Source organism: Neptuniibacter caesariensis (assembly GCF_000153345.1).
Classification (GTDB): Bacteria; Pseudomonadota; Gammaproteobacteria; order Pseudomonadales; family Balneatricaceae; genus Neptuniibacter; species Neptuniibacter caesariensis.
Window position 1 is genome coordinate 1246421 of the sequence record NZ_CH724125.1, and the last position, 16465, is coordinate 1262885.

Annotated in this window: 20 protein-coding genes; 6 read left to right on the forward strand and 14 right to left on the reverse strand. The window is 46.2% G+C overall.

What is annotated here, in order from left to right:
- Positions 1-87 precede the first annotated feature (87 nt).
- Complete coding sequence (gene tnpA / locus MED92_RS05910) at positions 88-534, reverse strand: IS200/IS605 family transposase (RefSeq protein ID WP_040661602.1); 447 nt, start codon at positions 532-534, stop codon at positions 88-90.
- Positions 535-745: 211 nt separating this feature from the next.
- On the reverse strand, positions 746-1927 hold the full coding sequence (locus MED92_RS05915) for an acetyl-CoA C-acyltransferase family protein (RefSeq protein WP_007020602.1): 1182 nt from the start codon (positions 1925-1927) through the stop codon (positions 746-748).
- A 306-nt stretch (positions 1928-2233) separates the two neighbouring features.
- Here MED92_RS05915 and MED92_RS05920 point away from each other — a divergent pair, with 306 nt between their 5' ends.
- Positions 2234-3517 (forward strand): sensor domain-containing diguanylate cyclase, encoded by a 1284-nt coding sequence (locus tag MED92_RS05920; protein WP_007020603.1) that lies wholly within the window; start codon positions 2234-2236, stop codon positions 3515-3517.
- Positions 3518-3525: 8 nt separating this feature from the next.
- On the opposite strand, the gene MED92_RS05925 is transcribed toward MED92_RS05920, so the two are convergent.
- The 6 genes from MED92_RS05925 to MED92_RS05950 all read right to left on the reverse strand — a co-directional run bounded on the left by MED92_RS05925 (position 3526) and on the right by MED92_RS05950 (position 8648).
- On the reverse strand, positions 3526-5316 hold the full coding sequence (locus MED92_RS05925) for a hypothetical protein (RefSeq protein WP_007020604.1): 1791 nt from the start codon (positions 5314-5316) through the stop codon (positions 3526-3528).
- 216 nt (positions 5317-5532) lie between these two features.
- The gene (locus tag MED92_RS05930; protein WP_007020605.1) at positions 5533-5898 is read right to left on the reverse strand and encodes a cupin domain-containing protein; all 366 of its coding nucleotides are present in this window, start codon (positions 5896-5898) and stop codon (positions 5533-5535) included.
- A gap of 34 nt (positions 5899-5932) precedes the next feature.
- On the reverse strand, positions 5933-6415 hold the full coding sequence (locus MED92_RS05935) for a P-loop nucleotide/nucleoside kinase family protein (protein WP_007020606.1): 483 nt from the start codon (positions 6413-6415) through the stop codon (positions 5933-5935).
- A 56-nt stretch (positions 6416-6471) separates the two neighbouring features.
- Positions 6472-7038, reverse strand: coding sequence for a YdeI/OmpD-associated family protein (locus MED92_RS05940; protein ID WP_007020607.1), 567 nt, complete (start codon positions 7036-7038; stop codon positions 6472-6474).
- A 166-nt stretch (positions 7039-7204) separates the two neighbouring features.
- A complete protein-coding gene (locus MED92_RS05945; protein ID WP_007020608.1) occupies positions 7205-7759 on the reverse strand; it encodes a YbhB/YbcL family Raf kinase inhibitor-like protein in 555 nt (184 codons plus the stop codon).
- Between the two features lie 76 nt (positions 7760-7835).
- Positions 7836-8648 carry a helix-turn-helix transcriptional regulator gene (locus MED92_RS05950; RefSeq protein ID WP_007020609.1) on the reverse strand — a complete coding sequence of 271 codons (813 nt, stop codon included), beginning with the start codon at positions 8646-8648 and terminating at the stop codon, positions 7836-7838.
- Positions 8649-9129: 481 nt separating this feature from the next.
- On the opposite strand from MED92_RS05950, the gene MED92_RS05955 reads away from it, so the two are divergent.
- Complete coding sequence (locus MED92_RS05955) at positions 9130-9543, forward strand: group II truncated hemoglobin (protein WP_007020610.1); 414 nt, start codon at positions 9130-9132, stop codon at positions 9541-9543.
- Positions 9544-9601: 58 nt separating this feature from the next.
- Positions 9602-9877, forward strand: coding sequence for a DUF3817 domain-containing protein (locus tag MED92_RS05960; RefSeq protein WP_007020611.1), 276 nt, complete (start codon positions 9602-9604; stop codon positions 9875-9877).
- 61 nt (positions 9878-9938) lie between these two features.
- On the opposite strand, the gene MED92_RS05965 is transcribed toward MED92_RS05960, so the two are convergent.
- Positions 9939-10823 (reverse strand): LysR family transcriptional regulator, encoded by an 885-nt coding sequence (locus MED92_RS05965; protein WP_007020612.1) that lies wholly within the window; start codon positions 10821-10823, stop codon positions 9939-9941.
- Positions 10824-10934: 111 nt separating this feature from the next.
- Between MED92_RS05965 and MED92_RS05970 the strand changes: the two genes are divergently transcribed.
- The 3 genes from MED92_RS05970 (at position 10935) to MED92_RS05980 (ending at position 12186) form a co-directional block, all read left to right on the forward strand.
- On the forward strand, positions 10935-11540 hold the full coding sequence (locus tag MED92_RS05970) for a glutathione S-transferase family protein (protein WP_007020613.1): 606 nt from the start codon (positions 10935-10937) through the stop codon (positions 11538-11540).
- Complete coding sequence (locus tag MED92_RS05975; RefSeq protein ID WP_007020614.1) at positions 11530-11925, forward strand: nuclear transport factor 2 family protein; 396 nt, start codon at positions 11530-11532, stop codon at positions 11923-11925. Before MED92_RS05970 ends, MED92_RS05975 begins: the two co-directional genes overlap by 11 nt.
- Positions 11926-11988: 63 nt before the next feature.
- Positions 11989-12186, forward strand: a complete 198-nt coding sequence (locus MED92_RS05980; RefSeq protein WP_007020615.1) for a tautomerase family protein — start codon at positions 11989-11991, stop codon at positions 12184-12186.
- Positions 12187-12413: 227 nt separating this feature from the next.
- Here the strand turns inward: MED92_RS05980 and MED92_RS05985 are convergent, their stop codons facing one another.
- The 5 genes from MED92_RS05985 to MED92_RS06005 form a co-directional block, all read right to left on the reverse strand.
- Positions 12414-12812: a hypothetical protein gene (locus tag MED92_RS05985; RefSeq protein WP_040661606.1), complete on the reverse strand. Its 399-nt coding sequence runs from the start codon at positions 12810-12812 to the stop codon at positions 12414-12416.
- Between the two features lie 22 nt (positions 12813-12834).
- Positions 12835-13698, reverse strand: a complete 864-nt coding sequence (locus MED92_RS05990) for a hypothetical protein (RefSeq protein ID WP_154715145.1) — start codon at positions 13696-13698, stop codon at positions 12835-12837.
- A 115-nt stretch (positions 13699-13813) separates the two neighbouring features.
- Positions 13814-14140 (reverse strand): EF-Tu C-terminal domain-related protein, encoded by a 327-nt coding sequence (locus MED92_RS05995; protein ID WP_007020618.1) that lies wholly within the window; start codon positions 14138-14140, stop codon positions 13814-13816.
- Between the two features lie 62 nt (positions 14141-14202).
- On the reverse strand, positions 14203-14823 hold the full coding sequence (locus MED92_RS06000; RefSeq protein WP_007020619.1) for a hypothetical protein: 621 nt from the start codon (positions 14821-14823) through the stop codon (positions 14203-14205).
- Between the two features lie 451 nt (positions 14824-15274).
- Positions 15275-16426: a sirohydrochlorin chelatase gene (locus tag MED92_RS06005; protein WP_040662230.1), complete on the reverse strand. Its 1152-nt coding sequence runs from the start codon at positions 16424-16426 to the stop codon at positions 15275-15277.
- Between the last annotated feature and the right edge of the window lie 39 nt (positions 16427-16465).

Sequence of the window (16465 nt, forward strand, 5' to 3'; positions counted from 1 at the left end):
GGCCTGATCCAGCATAGAAGCAAGGGGTACGGCTGATCGTAAAGTAAAAAATCCACCTTCTAAAGAAGGTGGCTTTGCTTGTGCCCCCTATAAGGGGGCTATGTCCATAGAAAGCTGGGCCTGCTCTCGGCGCTCCTGCTTTTCTTGATGACGGACATATCGACGGATAATTTCTTCATTAATTCCAACCGAATCAACGAAATAACCTCTCTGCCAGAAATGGTTTCCCCACAATTTATTCTTCCTTAAATAGGGGTACTTACTAAATAACTTCAAAGCTATCTTACCTTTCAAAGCCCCCATCAACTTGGAGATCGAAAGCTTAGGCGGCACCTTCACAACTAAATGCACATGATCTATCTGCACATTAAGTTCCATAACTATGCATCCCATCTGGGCGCAATAAACATGGATGCAACGATATACATCCTTACCTAATCTATTCTTTAGAATCCTAAATCGATATTTAGGTGTCCAGACTATGTGATATTGACAACGCCAATACACATGCGATGCTTGCTCATATCTACTCATGTTAGTTTCCTATTCGACTTCGCTAAAAATCAAATCGGCTTCTAACATGGGTAGTGTTTCGGGCAAAGCCCAGATGAATGATAACCACCTACTGAAGTAGGTGGTTTAGGGCCAAAAACAAAAAAGGCTGACCTTCATTTGCCTGCAAGCAAAAGTCAGATCAGCCTTTTCTAGCTGGTTCTGCTAACCAGCTATAGGAGTGACCACAGGATTAAACGCGCTCGAAGACTACCGCGATACCCTGACCACCACCGATACACATAGTTACCAGTGCATATTTACCTTCAATACGCTCAAGCTCGTAGATAGCTTTAGTTGCGATGAACGCACCAGAACAACCTACCGGGTGACCCAGCGCGATTGCGCCACCGTTTGGATTGGTTTTCGCCATATCCAGACCCAGGCCTTTCGCTACTGCGATCGCCTGCGCAGCAAACGCTTCGTTAGACTCGATTACATCGATATCATCCAGAGTCAGACCTGCTTTCTCAAGCGCCAGCTTAGAAGCCGGGATCGGGCCTTCACCCATAATCTCATTGGATACACCGGCAACAGCATAACCTTTGATTTTAGCGATTGGCTTCTGACCTGCCGCTTCAGCAGCTTCTGCAGATGCCAGTACGAAGAACGCAGCACCGTCGTTGATACCAGACGCGTTACCCGCGGTTACTGTACCGTCTTTCTTGAACGCAGGGCGCATACCCGCCAGCTTTTCAGCCGTTGTGCCTGGCTTTCCGTGCTCATCGGTATCGAATACTACTTCACCTTTACGGGTTTTCTGCACGATAGGTACGATCTGAGACTTAAAGCGGCCCTCTTCAATCGCTACCGCTGCACGGCGCTGAGATTCAGCTGCAAACTCATCCTGCTCTTCACGGCTGATATCCCATTTTTCTGCCAGGTTTTCAGCAGTAATACCCATGTGGCCTGCGCCAAACGGGTCAGTCAGTACGGAAACCATCGAATCCAGCATAGTGGTTTCGCCCATACGCGCACCTGAGCGCATCGCAGTCGACAGGTAAGCACCACGTGACATTACCTCAACACCACCACCAACACCGTAATCACAGTCACCCAGCATGATCTGCTGTGCAGTCGTAACAATACCTTGCAGACCAGAAGAACACAGACGGTTTACAGACATTGCCACAGATTCCATTGGCAGACCTGCCTGGATAGAAGCAACTCGTGCAACATACGCATAACGAGATTCTGTAGGGATACAGTTACCTACCGTTACATAATTAATTTTCTCTGGATCTACACCTGAACGGTTTACCGCTTCCTTCATTACCTGACCAGCAAGCTCTGCTGGTTCCATTGTGCTTAAACTTCCACCAAATGCACCAATGGCTGAACGTACTGCACTTAGAACAACAACTTCTTTAGTCACGATTCATCACTCCTGATAATTATGTCGTATCGCCTGTAACTTCACTCTGGAAACGGCTTACTGGCTTTCCCATCTTTTTGATTAAGTGATCACTATCTCACTTTAGGCAAATCGAATACAACACAATATCACCGGCATATGACGAAATAACAATCACACAAAAGTATATCCCTACTAATTTAGGGGCTTGCAGATATGCAAATCGTCACTTTATTTCCAGACAAAGTTGACGTAGCTTTATTGAAGGAACTGTACGAATATAGATTAACCACTCAATAATCTTCGACCGTTGGTATTTCAGAGTAAATGGACAACTCGCATATTCTCAATCTTCTTCCTTACGGCATTGCTGAATTCACCGCCGAAGAAGGAAGGTACCTGTTCTTTAATGAGCAAGAGAAAGTACTCCGTGGTCTCTCTGCTGAAACTCTGCGATCCACGTCCATTTTTGAACTCTACCCAACAGAACAAGCCGAAGCGCTTAAGCATTGTTTTCAGAAATGTTCAGCCGCAGACGAAGGCAATGAGTTCTTTTTTACCTACCAAAAGAACAACCGCCATTACCAGATGCGTCTGGTCAAAAGCAAAGACAGCATCTTAAGCATCCTTTCCGATATCACATCAGAGCATCATCTAAAGGAGAAGGCTTTAGAGGATCAGGAAACCATTAAATGCCTGAATGATGCGGTGAACGGAGCCAATATCGGCTGCTGGGATTTTTATCCGCAAGAGGGTCGTATCATTGCCAATGAAACCTGGGTCACTCAAAAGAAATACCCAGACTCAGAGTTCAGGGAAAGCGACGCGATCTTTTCTGAGGTGATTGATGGTCTGGAACGCTGGTCATCGATTGTTCATCCGGATGATCTGGAACCAACTGTCGAACTGATCGAAAAGCATCTGAATGGCGAAACTGAGGTTTATGACGCACGGTTCCGAATGATCTGCGGAGACGGAAAATGGCGTTGGATTCATGATGTTGGCAAAGTATTTCAACGCGATGAGCAAGGTAATGCGATTCGCATGAACGGCGTACACATCGATATATCAGAAGCGCGCGCCCTTGAGGAAAAGATTGAAAAGCTAGCGGTCACCGATTCCCTAACCGGGTTGTTTAACCGCCGTAACTTTGAGTACCTGTCTGATTCGTTGATCGAGCGTGCTAAAAGGGAGAACAGCTTTTTTTGCCTAATTATTCTCGATATCGACCACTTCAAACAATACAACGATACCTACGGGCACCTTGAAGGTGATGAAGTGCTGAAAAAAATCAGCCAAACCCTGAGAAAAAACGTCAGGCGCGGCAACGATTATTGCTTTAGGGTGGGCGGTGAAGAGTTTGCGGTGATCTTTACAGAACGAACAAAAGGCGCTGCGACAGCACTCGCGGAACGGATCAAGAATGAGGTGGAGAGCTTGGCTATTCCCCACAAACACAATGGTGCCAGCCAATATGTCACGATCTCTCTTGGCCTGATGATGACCAAAGATTTTACTGATGAAGATCCCATTAGCGCGATCTACCAGCACACCGATGAGTTATTATATAAAGCCAAAGAATCCGGGCGGAATAAGCTTATCAGCGGCTAGACCTATAATCAGTTAAATGCCCTACTCAGGTAATCCAGTTTCTCATGATGACTATGCTCTTCACTGAAGTAGTTAAGTAGCTTATTCAAGTCCTTCTCCACTTCAACACGCGTTCTTTCATCTGCCTGCATCAAGTCCTTCTGCTCTGCCAATCCCTGAATAACCTGTTCGCTTATCGCTGGAGGGTTATGTTCCAACACCTGAAGAAGCTGATCCACACGTTCACCGGCAAGTTCAGTAGCCTGCCAAAATGACTCACGTAATTCAGGTCGTGTCTCAGCTTCAGCTGCTACCAATTCGTTTAGATCATCAACATGGGCGATGGTGGTTGTCCGATCAAAGAAGCTACCGTAGACCTCTTGCAGGGCTTCATCAGACAGCTCAGCCATTGGATGCTCTTCCTGCCCCAGATGGTTCAGATCCTGGATCAGTTGATCGCGTTGTTCAGCCCCCATTTCAAGAAGCTTATGGGTTAAACGTGTCGTCTGTACCTGATCTGCCGAGCTGTCATCAACCTGCTCCGTTAGCCAGGCATCTGCGGTCAGGAAACGAACCATCTCCGCTACATCATGGTTTGCTTCTCCCAATGATTTCTGTTCGTAGAAGCGCCGCCCATCGTGGATACTCTCCTCGCCCATCCGCGATCGGAAGACCAGTTCACGGACCTGATCATCCTGGCGTAGACCATCTATGGTTTCGTACACCGCTTGATGCTGGCTCATATCAATTTGCTTACCAGCCCGAGCAACATCCCCCAACAAAGTTTCAAGGCCGTTCTTACTGATCGCCAGATAGGCACGCTGATCACTGCGATCCATTTGCTGTAACTGCTCCCCCATCTGTTGAAGCTGTTCATCATCGAAATGGTAGTTTTCCAGAAGAGAGACCGTGTCCTCCATCATGCCAACAACAACGGAATAACCGTTATTATCGAAATCGAGCACGGAGCTGGTTTTACCAAGCGGATCATACTTAACCAACTCTTTTCGGGAGATATCCAGCTCAGTCATATAATTCAGAATTGCATTTTGCGCAGCTGAGTCCCGCTCCTCCAGCTGATCCATCAGTGTACTACCCAGCTCGATATCCCTTCTTAAGACGCCCAGTAACTGCTTTTGCTGGGTCTCATCGAACTGCTCTAGCTGATCCAGAGTCGCATTGATATCGTCGCTCTTAGAAATCACCGTGTTGAAATTAAACAGATCATTGGCCGTCGCTGCGGCACTCATATAATTCCAGATATCCTGGGCAGCATAAGTAGGCTGGGATGGCGGCGCTTTAACAACCTTTTCGGCATAGCCTTCAGCCTTGTCCAGCACCCGACTCCGGGTAGCGGAGTCCATCCCTGATAAGCTATTAACAAGGTTTTCCACCTGCTGGGTTCCGGAATAAGCGCGGCTGCTTTGATCACCACCCACCAGCGGTGCGGTTTGCAACGCAGAGCTGATAGCCACAAACTGACGCAGTTCATCATCGCTCAGCTCTTCCGCCAGTTGCAGGAACTTGTCATCAAGCAGCAACGTGTTGTTATCGATTAAGGCAGCCTGCTCATTTTTGGATAAGCGATTAAGGATAGAATCCAGCCGTGCGCTTTTCTCCGGATCATCAACCGCACCACTTCGATAATTACCGGTATAGACCTTCAGAAACGGATCATTCGGGGTTGAATCGGAACCTTGAGTTGCCTGTGATGAATCATGGCTAGGGGAAACTTGCTTGCTCTCAACTTGAGCGCTCTCGGCTATGCGGGGAGTAGATCCCGGGGAAAGCAAATGATAGTTAGCAGAGGTAATTTCCATTTAATATTCCTTCATCCATAAAAGCGAGCGCATCATCCGTAGTCGGCTGAATGAAGGAAAGCTTAACTTGTTAAAGGGCGGCTGGATTTTGAAATATAAGGCTCGAGCCTAAAGGCTAAAAAGCATAGGCAACGGGAAAATTACCTATGCTTGGTGTACTGAAAAGAAAACCGGTTTATATTTTCAGCTATTGTGACCAAGACTCGTTTCAGGCGGTTATATCCACTCCTGATCTTCAGCGGCTACGGTGACTTCTGACTGAAGCTCCCCGGTATGGGCAGTACTGGCCGGTTCGACCATCAGAAAATGAGTATCAGGTTCTGCTACCGGACAGTGTTCAACGCCTTTAGGTACCACATACATCTCCCCCGGCGCCAACTCGATATTCTGATCACGTAGCTTCAAAGTCAGATGGCCTTTGAAGACAATAAACAGCTCATCTTCATTATCATGCTTATGCCAAACCAACTCACCACTGCCTTTAGCAATTTTCACCAGTTGCCCATTAGACTCGGCAATAATTTTTGGGGTCCACTCTTCACTGAACAGAGCAAACTTTTCCTGAATATTTATTTTTCCCATTTTCATCTCAACAATAGTGGCTAGTCGCTAAATTTTAGATTCTAGAGATATCAAACCCTTCCTCATCGGAAGGTTCGACGAAATATGCTGTCACCTGGGCAAACATCTCGGGTGTATCCGTTGCCGCTCGTTCAGGTTGTTCAGCGCTTCGCTTTGCGATCTGCTGTAAGCAAACCTCATCAGGCAGATCAATATAGATCAGCTCATGCTCAGCCCCGGTTTCGGAAAAGATCGAGCGGAACCAGGCCCGCTGTTTAGGGGTGTTAGCCGGGAAATCCATCACCACATCAGTGCCCGATCGCAAAATCGATTGCACCAGTGATTTAATCTGCGGTCTGAGTAATCCTGAGTAGTGGATATAATCCTGCAACGAGCTGATCTGCCCCGGATAGAGCGAAGCCAGCCACTCATCTTCAGAAAGTAAAACCGCATTACGCTGCGCAGCAAGTTTGCGCGACAAGGTGGTTTTACCCGCCCCCATCTTGCCACAGAAAAATATAAATCTGCTCTTGTCCATTATCTGATTACTTATTAGAAAACTAAGCTCTGTTGTTGTGATTCTATTCAGAACACCTAAGGGTTTTCACCACGCGCCAGCGCTTCGATAAATTTTACAAATCGACGCTGGCGGGTCTCCGCTTTTTTCGCACTGATTAAACCATGGGCGATCACATAGCGCCGGGATTTAGCCAGTGTTGCATAAAATGCCTTCGCTTCTGGATAGTCATCCAATGCATTAATAAAATCTTCCGGCACTTCCATTTCACTGGCGGTATAAGCATTAGCCCAGCGCCCATCGGCTTTAGCCGCCTCTACCTGTGCTAATCCAGCTGCCATCATCCGTCCTTCGCCAATCAGGCGCTCGGCATGTTCACGATTGCGCTTCGACCAGACACTTTTGGCCTTTCTAGGGGTAATTCGCTGCAGGTAGGCATGCTCATCCACCGACTTTTTGATCCCGTCGATCCAGCCCCAGCATAGAGACTCAACCACCACTTCATCCCAGGTCACGCTTTGCATACCGCTTTTGACTTTAAAGATCTTTATCCACAACTCGGATTCAGAGGCATGGTTCGCTTTAAGCCACAGATGAAGCGCTTCAGGGGTTGTGAAAGATAGAGACGTGGTCGTATCAGGCATTGGAGGTAGTATCGTTGGCTAGTGATTTATCTGAATTGTGGCATCTCCTCGTTGGCACGTATAGCTATCTAGAAAAATCCCTAAATCCAATAGCCATAACTCTGATTAAAAACTTCCAATTGATAAGCCGTGTCTATCTCGCCACGGCTTAACTTTAAACCCGCTGTTAACGCTTGTACAAGGCTTCGAGGGTACTCGAGCCCAGTGAGTGGGCATTGATCATATACCCCGCCAAGGCACCGGAAGCATTCTCAGGCAGGTCTAACCTTTTAGATAGGGCATGTACTGTAAACTGGTAACGATGAGCACCATGACCTTCGGGTGGGCAGGCCCCACCAAACCCGGCAACACCGTAATCGTTACTGATTTGCACGCTCCCTTTCGGTGCCAGTTTTTTAGCTGAATCACCCGCACCCGCCGCTAAGCTTGATACTTCCTTGGGAATATTGATCAGTTGCCAGTGCCACCAGCCACTACCGGTTGGAGCATCCGGGTCATAGGCCGTTATCGCAAAGGCTTCGGTACCTTCAGGCGCGCCACTCCATGACAGTTGCGGAGACAGGTTTCCGCCGGTGCAGCCAAATCCCTGGAACTCCTGAGCCGGCGGCATAAAATCACCATGAGCAATGTCGGTACTGCTGAGTGACAGGGAATCCGCAGAAGCGGCACATGACATGATGAGTAGAGAGAGCAAAGACAGTTTCTGGATTGAGGTATTCATAAAAAAATCCCGTGCGTTATTAAGTACGGAAATCGTACCTCTGCCCCAGTCAGCCGATTAGCCCCATAACGACCAACTATTCGCCCGAAACGCGCAATCGGGTTTTTCTTAACTCTGTCGGGGTCAGATTAAACAGTTGCTTAAACTTGTCGGTAAAACGGGATTGGGAGCTATAGCCGCACTGCTCTGCAATAAGGCCAATCGGTTCTAAACTGGTTTGCAGCAGATGTAACCCATAGCCCAACCGGGCCCGGTCTTTAATCCCTTGCAGGCTGTTGCCTTCAGCGCTGAGTTTTCTTCGCAGAGTCGATTCGCTCATCGCCAGCATCGAAGCAAGATCACTGGCTTCCAGATTAGCCGCCACATTATCGCTGATGATCGTATGGACTTTGTGGCTTAGGGTGGGTGGCTCCATAATCCCCCCAACCTGCTCAAAGCCCAGTGATAGCAACAGTTGAAGAATCTCCTGACGGCGCAGGTACCATAGTTCAGCCGGGGCGGTTGCAGACCACTCGATGAACTGCTGCAGCGTCAACTCGAGCCTGGATTCAATTTCGCCACGAAAGAAGGTTTCAGTGCTCGCTTTTCGATCTTTCAGGCAATCAAAGTCTGCATAATCGAACTCAATCAGTAGCGCAAAATATTCCTCATCATTGGGAATATTACGCATCGCGATATTCGGCGTATTCGACAGAAAAACAAAACTCCCCGCCGGGCAGTTAATCGCATCGACGCCCAGCTCTTTTCTTCCAGACAGAATAAAGATCAACAGGGGCTTCAATACCGGTACATTGAATAAACGCTGCTCGGCAGAGGAGCAGTAAATGGAAAACGGTAAGCTATCGTTTTCCTGAAGGATATTCCGAGCGGTTTCGATGAGTTTATGCATAGCCAATAAAGAATCGCCTAAAGGGGAAGCCAGTTGTTGTTAGCACTGCACTGCGCTGCACTTCAGCTCAAAATATACCTATCACTCAGAGTGAATGCACTCAAAGCCTTGTTGATATCTTAAGACTTTGGTTAAGGAACCTGCGAACAAGCCCTGGACGACTCAGGCTTACAGAGCGGTTCAAGATCAAGGCAACGATTACAGACATACTGGTTGTACGTCGAAGATCGTTAACGCAGAGATTGAATCGCTCTGTAAGCCCCTTTGGGTGGGCACTATAATGACTTACTGCTTTGTCAGGCAGTTTGGAAAGGACACGTCATTACACTGCATTGCCTTTCGCGCACTAAGCCGTTTTATTGCCCACTGAGAAAGTCCGAGACTTATTCGCAGGTTCCCCAAGCTAAGGCAGCAAAGTATTCAGCACGATAACTTGATAGAATGCGCTTCGGTTTAAGATAGCGAGTCAAAGAGATAGTTCATGAAAACTCCCAGCTGTGAATATGGCGTCAACGACAACTCCTACCAAATGGCAGGTGGGATCGAAGGTCTGACCCGATTGGTCGATGACTTTTATCGATTTATGGATGAGCTACCTGAAGCGAAGACTATTCGCGATATGCACCCGGAAGACCTGACCGAGTCACGCCAGAAACTCGCTTACTTTCTTTCCGGCTGGTTAGGCGGCCCAAAGCTGTACTCGCAAAACTATGGCTCTATCCGCATCCCCATGGCCCACAAACATCTGCCGATCGTTGAGGAAGACAGTGAGATGTGGATTTTGTGTATGCAGAAGGCAGTCGAGCTACAGCCCTATGAAGCACCCTTTAAGGATTATCTGATCGAACAACTCAGAGTACCGGCAGGCAGAATCACCCAGGTCTGCCGCAGATAACCCGGGATACATTGAACTGTTTTTATAAATACTGACTACCCATCATTGAGCACTAATCATGATCAAATTTTTCCGTATCATCAGCCTGCTTGAAGGCCTATCCTACCTGGCCATTTTAAGCGTCACGCTGGGTTATATCAGCCGCGACTATGTTTCCTCTATCGGCATGACCCACGGCATCCTGTTTATGATCTATATGATCCTGGCCATGTCCAACAACACCGGCTGGACCTCACGCCAGCAACTATTGTTAATGGCAGCTGCGCTGATCCCCTTCGCCTTTATCCCCACCGAGATCTATTTACAGAAGGCAGAACAGAAAAAACCGGCATAAAGCCGGTTTTTTGTTGGGTTCATGTAGTTCAGGAAATGGCTTCTCCCTTTAATCCATTCCTTTATCCGGCCCCGTTTTCCCTGAACCAACGCTCTAAAAAACTGATACACAGCTTAATTTTAGGAGGGGCCAACCGTCTGGCAGGGTACATGGCATATAGAGTTAAACGAGGCCTTGCTACGTTTTTTAGCAGCTCTACGACCTGCCCTTCACGAATTGAATTTCCAGCAATAAAATCAGGTATAAATCCAATACCTAAGCCATTTTTCACGACATCAAGCATAAAGGGTGTACTGTTCACGCGTAGGTTGCCACCCACCTTTACGCCCTCACCAAGCGGCCAAATATCCTGCCCTCTGAAATAGCTATAGATAAAACAGTTGTGTTCCGACAACTCTTCAACCGTCGTGATTGGGCCCTGTTCTTTCAGGTACTCTGCCGATGCGCAAACACTATAGCTAAAGTCCATAAGTGGTTTACCGACATAACCGGAATCAAACGGACGGCTTGCTGCTCTGAACCCGAGATCAAAACCATTTTCAATCAGATCGACTGGGGCATCATCAAGATGTATATCCAATTCGATTTCTGGATATTCACGCATAAAATCTGAAAAAACCTGGCTCAGGTGTGAGATACCTAATGCCATGGGCGCATTAATCTTTAACTTTCCGCGGGGTAAATCTTGCGCCCCCTGCACAAAACTTTCAGCATCATCAATGCGCTCTAAAATATCATGACAATGACGCAGATAACCCTCGCCTATAGTGGTTAGCTGTAACGAACGGGTAGAACGGTGAATTAATCGGGCACCGACTTCCGCCTCAAGTCGACTGATCTCTTTACTAACCATTGATTTAGACAAGCCAAGCTCTTCGGCGACTTCAGTAAAGCTCCCCCGCTCAGCTAAGCGGATGAACAATGACATTGCCCTGAGTTTATCCATACAAGTTTCCAATACGTGAACAGTACGTTCATATTGTAGATATATATGAAACCTGACAAGCGATTTATTCTGATTCTGTCTTTTACGATCTGACCTAATCAGGAGAATCCTATGTACACCTTGTATTACCTGCCCAACGCTTGCTCACTTGCGACACTGACTGTTTTGTTAGAGATGGATGAGTCTGTCAGCCTGATTAACAAAAATAAGGTTACAGACTTCTCGGTAATCAACCCTGTGGGTAACGTCCCCGTGCTCATCGATGAGGGTAAAACGCTGACAGAAGGTGCAGCCATCATGCTTTACCTATTGGGCTCCAAAACCAATCAGCTGTTTCCTCAAGACAAAAGTGATCAGCAAAAAGCCATTCAGAACATTATGTTTGCCAATGCAACGATGCATCCCGCCTACGGCAGACTGTTCTTTATCACTCAAAATATGACCGAAGGGCCTGAGAAGGATATGGCCTTAATCGCCGCCGCTAACGCGATCAATACCCTGTGGGAATCAGTAGAAGCTCAACTAGAAAACCGCAACTACCTCGGCGGAGAATCAGTCTCAGCGGCTGACATTATGCTCGCCGTCTATTCACGTTGGGGGGAGTATTTTCCCGTTGAGATAAAGCTGGGTACACGCACAACAGCCATGCTTAACCGCGTTATTGAAAGGCCGACCTTTAAGCAAGCACTGCTAATGGAGGCCGAAAATGACAACTAACCCAGCAATAGATGATGACTTCACGATGATTCGTAACATCATCAACAGCTATTTTACCGGTTTATATCAGGGCAATAGCAGCCAACTGAAAGCGATCTTTCACCCAACGGCCATGCTGAAAAGCCCAGGTAATTTCCGCTCACTAGAACGCTGGCTGCAAGATGTCGAAACCCGGGCAACCCCTGAGTCACTTGGCCAGCCATTTAACTTTAAGGTGCTGTCCATCGAGATCATCCACGACCAAGCGATGGTCAAACTGGAATGCCCATTATTCGATTATTTCTATATCGATTTTTTAGGCTTACTAAAGGAACAGGGGCGCTGGCTGATTGTTAACAAAATGTATACAGACATCGCCCAAACAACTGAGACAAGTGCCGCATGAAGCCCCTTAAGCGAGAATATTTGAAGGGCCGAATCCAGCCACTTATCAACAAGAGTACTTAACATGCCATACGTGAATATCAAAATTACCGATGACGGTGTAACCCAAGCCGAGAAAAAGGCACTGATCCAAGGCACCACAAAGCTGTTACAAGAAGTCCTCAACAAAGACCCTCAATCTACCTTTGTTGTCATCGACGAAGTAGATACAGATAACTGGGGCATCGGCTACGAGACAGTTACTGAGATAAGGAAGGGATAATGGAGTTCATTAGAACCCCAACAACGATAAAACCGGCCAAAAGCCGGTTTTATTGCCTTAGTGAGAGCTCAACTGGAGGCTTAATAACAGAGCAAAATTTATTCAGATCCCATTTGTCACATCAAAAATGTAACGTAATCTCATGTCCATACTTTTACGCATAACGCCTCAAAAAATGGCGTGCAGAGCGCGTCAAAGCAAAGCGATTTAATTGACTTGTTATAAGTTTACTTACAGATACCAGTTAGAGTTTTTGAACCCATATTCATAATAAATGGTTTGTTCATACCTTCATGGTTTTCCTGAACTCGTAAATAAACAGAATTATGCGCGCCTTTGATTCCTATAACTTCGCGCGAGATCCATATTAGTTGGTATGACTGTTCCTCGCTGCCGACATCTATAACTTGTTTTGTTGGGTATGAGCTATTTCCAACCCCAGTGCCCGAGACAACACCAGTCCTTTTTTCTACATTAAACTTAGACCCAACATAGAGTTGGTTACCACTCTCAAGACTGCCCGAGCTCGCCAGGTAGAATTCACTTTTAACTTCACAACTATATGAAAGAGAACCTGCCGAAACTAAACATGGAACACACAACAAAAGAAGAATGACAGCTCTCATAAGCATCCTGACTTATAACGCCTCAAACACTCGCGCCGCTTGCTGACTCCGAGTGCTTTGACTTGTTATGTTTTTGTGCTTCAGCAATTTGCCTAAGATCTAGTTCGTTATACATTGGCATACTAGGAGCAACAAAAGCCCAAGCTAAAGCATCTGTATCCTTTGGTTCAGCCTGTATTGTAAATGGATCGATAGGGCCGCCTCTTAAGGAATCAGGCTGCACCCAACCTTGAGATTTTGGAAAGAATTTCACTTCCATTCTCTCCAGCTTCTCAAAATCAATTACTTGATTAAGTGGAAACTTACCTATGATTGTTTGAATTGTCGGATACCCATTTGTTATATCAATTTCTGAAGGCTCTTCGACTGGCACATTTAGCTTTATAGGGTTCTGACCTGGGTATACTAAGAAAGTCTCAACATTTCGGTACTTTGAATTCCATAAAGCCCAGCTCATTCGTTGTAGAAGATCATGTGTTAGCCCAATTGCAGACGTCTTACTAACTATCTCTTGTGGCTCTGCATTTTGAAACTCAAGACCACCGTGAAAATGAGTAACAATAGTTAGATCTTTAAACTTATCTTCAAGAGCATACGATTTACGCTCCATCACACTCATGATCCACTTTTCTGGTTCGTATGGAATCTGAAGAATCGAATAAAAAGGTTCTTTTCTCTTTTTGAAATCAGAATTGTAAAACTTAAAAACTTCCCATGTGTCGAAAGCTGTGAACTCTATCGGTAAAGATTTTTTCCCGTTCGTAGCAATACAGTCAGGAGGATCTTGATTTGGCACGACTACCTCATACCCATTGGGGAACTCGGAAATAAGGAATGGGCTTAGGAGATCTAAAGCCCATTTTTCCATGTTATCTAAAACTCGCATTACCTTTCCCTGCTTTTCCGAACATAACGCTTTTGTAATGGGCCGTATTGCTGCGAAGCAGCCATTTAGCGGTCCTGCCAAAGAGCGATTATTCACAAACTTGTTATGCGGCTGGCTACTTTGCATTGCTTGCCGATTGTTCCAGCTCAATGATTTTGGTTATTACACCTTTGCCTACAGTACGGGCACCTTCTCTAACTAGGAACTCCATACCTACGTGAACTTTACCAATATGTTCTTTGGGACTAAGAAAGCCAATGTATGCTCGAACTGTTTCACCTGGCTGGGCAACGTCTACGTCAGGGTAAATGTGTGAGGCATCCCAATCTTGCTCGTTGTAATAAAATTGCGGCCTATAACCAGTAAAAGCAGGAGCAGACCTGCCGCCTTCTTCTGCGGTGAGGTAATATATTTCTGCTTCGATATCTTTAGGTACTGGCATATTTATTGGGTCACATAACGCCTCAATAAGGGGCGCCGTAGGCGTCCCACTTGATTGGCTTGTTAGCTACGGCCACCATCAAAAATCTGTTTATGTATTATTTTTAAGTCTTTGTTGGTAATGTCGATATCAATTTCGTGCAAGATTGCATCTATTATCTCTTCATCAGCTTTACCGATTTTCCCCTTTGGATCGCCAGAAATGATACGCATAGTATTTAATGTGGCACAACCTGTGAACAAATACCTTTTATAGTTATTCCTCAGTTGATTCCTTGTTTCATCTGTAACTTTGGTGGCTTTGATCTCTGTACAATAACCTTTGAGAGCTTCAATTTGTACTTGTAAGGATTTAGCGGCATAGCGTTGCTCTTCACTAAGCAATTGAAAGCTATTATTCATGGTGTCTTTTAAGAAGTAGCAGCTAATTTCTCGAGGTACATAATACCAAGGTTGATCCACTTTCGGTTCGCCATTTTTTTCCCAATAATTCATATTATCCAAGCACGATGCCATATTTCTTAATTTATCGGGTAATATTTTTATTTCATCTGTCAGTTCAAGCTTCAAGTTTTCAAATATTTCTTGAGACTTTGCCTTATTCTTACGCTTTTCTATGTAAGGAACTAGATACACACCTAGGAAAAAAGTAACAAAGGGTAAAGCTGCTTTGACTTCCAACATTACAGTGTCCTTAAAATAATATTCCATAAAAGCTCAGTTATCGTACCGGTAGGACTATATTTGATTAGTAGCTAACAGCTAAATACATATCAGATTGACATGATTAAACGCGTCAATTTGATATATATCTCCGAATGAGAACATAGGGGGAGGAAGAGAAACTCTTAGATATCATAAGCTTTCCTTGCTTTGTGATCTTAAAGGACGGGAAAAACCATCAGATTGATCCAGTATCCTTACATAAGTCATTCATGAAATAAATAGGCTTATTGCAGCAACTGGATCTTATCCAGCATGGTCATTCAATAGATAGATTCTTGCTTCTATGTGAATGATGTTATAGTTCCAAACAATAAAAAAAACCCGGCTGTGCCGGGTCTTAAATATTTATCTCTAGCGACGCAGTTGCGTCCTAGCCACTAGAAGCGAAGCGTTCTCTAGGCCTTGCTCATCAACGATGAGCGAGGGCGTCCTGCGGATCGCAAAGCGCGATCCTTTCCTTCTCCTCTTCCAGAATCTCTTCCGGGAACTGAGACATAAAGCAGCAGCAGATGCCTTCGCCGATCATAGTGCGTGGACCCAGCGGATGGCCGATATGCTTGTAGACGCCGTGGGAGTGACCATGCTCGTGAGAATGACCATGCTCATGACTATGAGAATGGCCGTGCGAGTGATCATGATGATGGTGATGCCCATGTGAATGATCGTGGCTATGATCATGGCTATGTGAGTGATCATGGCTGTGACCATGCTCAGCATCCGGATTAAATTCCGCATGGTGGTGATGCACATCCACCTCACCGGCAGCCAGACGACGCTGGAACGATTCCATCAGGGTCTCGTTGTCTTTCAGGTTGCCATCCAGGATCTCGCGAACACGGATCTCAAAGGCATCGATTACTTTTTCGTGATCGTTCAGGTATGGGGTTTTGATAAACTCGATACCCGGGTTTTCACCGGCAACTTTATCCACATAACCGAAGATACGTTTGATCAGACGGCCGGTAAACAGGAAGTACGGCGCTACCACAATCTTCTTGAAGCCCAGCTTCATCAGGCGCTCAAGGCCGACACCGACAGAGGGGTAAGTCACACCCGAGTAGACGATATCTGCCCAGCCAAAGCCCATGTTTTCATTCACAATACGGGTCAGCTTCGCCGCTTCGGCGTTGGCTTCAGTATCAGAGGTACCACGGCCTACCACCACCAACATAGTGTCATACAGGCTTTCAGGTGGGTTTTCCGGATCCAGCCCCATAGACTCATAGATACGCGCCTGGAAAGCTTCGATCATCGCCGGGTGCAGACCCAGCTCTTTGCCGTAATGAACCTCTACGCCATCATTCTTTTCAGCGTAGGTGGTCAGTACAGAAGGAATATCATTTTTGGCATGGGTTGCCGCAAACAGCATACCCGGCACAGCGTAGATATCTTCTACACCCTGCTCGATCAGGGAGTTAAGCCCCATATGAATATTCGGTGCAGAAAACTCTAAAAAACCATACTCAACCGGCATGTCCGGGAAGCGTTTTTTCAACCCTTCAGCAACACGACCAAACTCTCTTTCTGCATCTTTGTCACGACTACCGTGACCGCAAACCATAATACCTTTTTTAGGCACTGGGCTTTCTCCAACTCAACA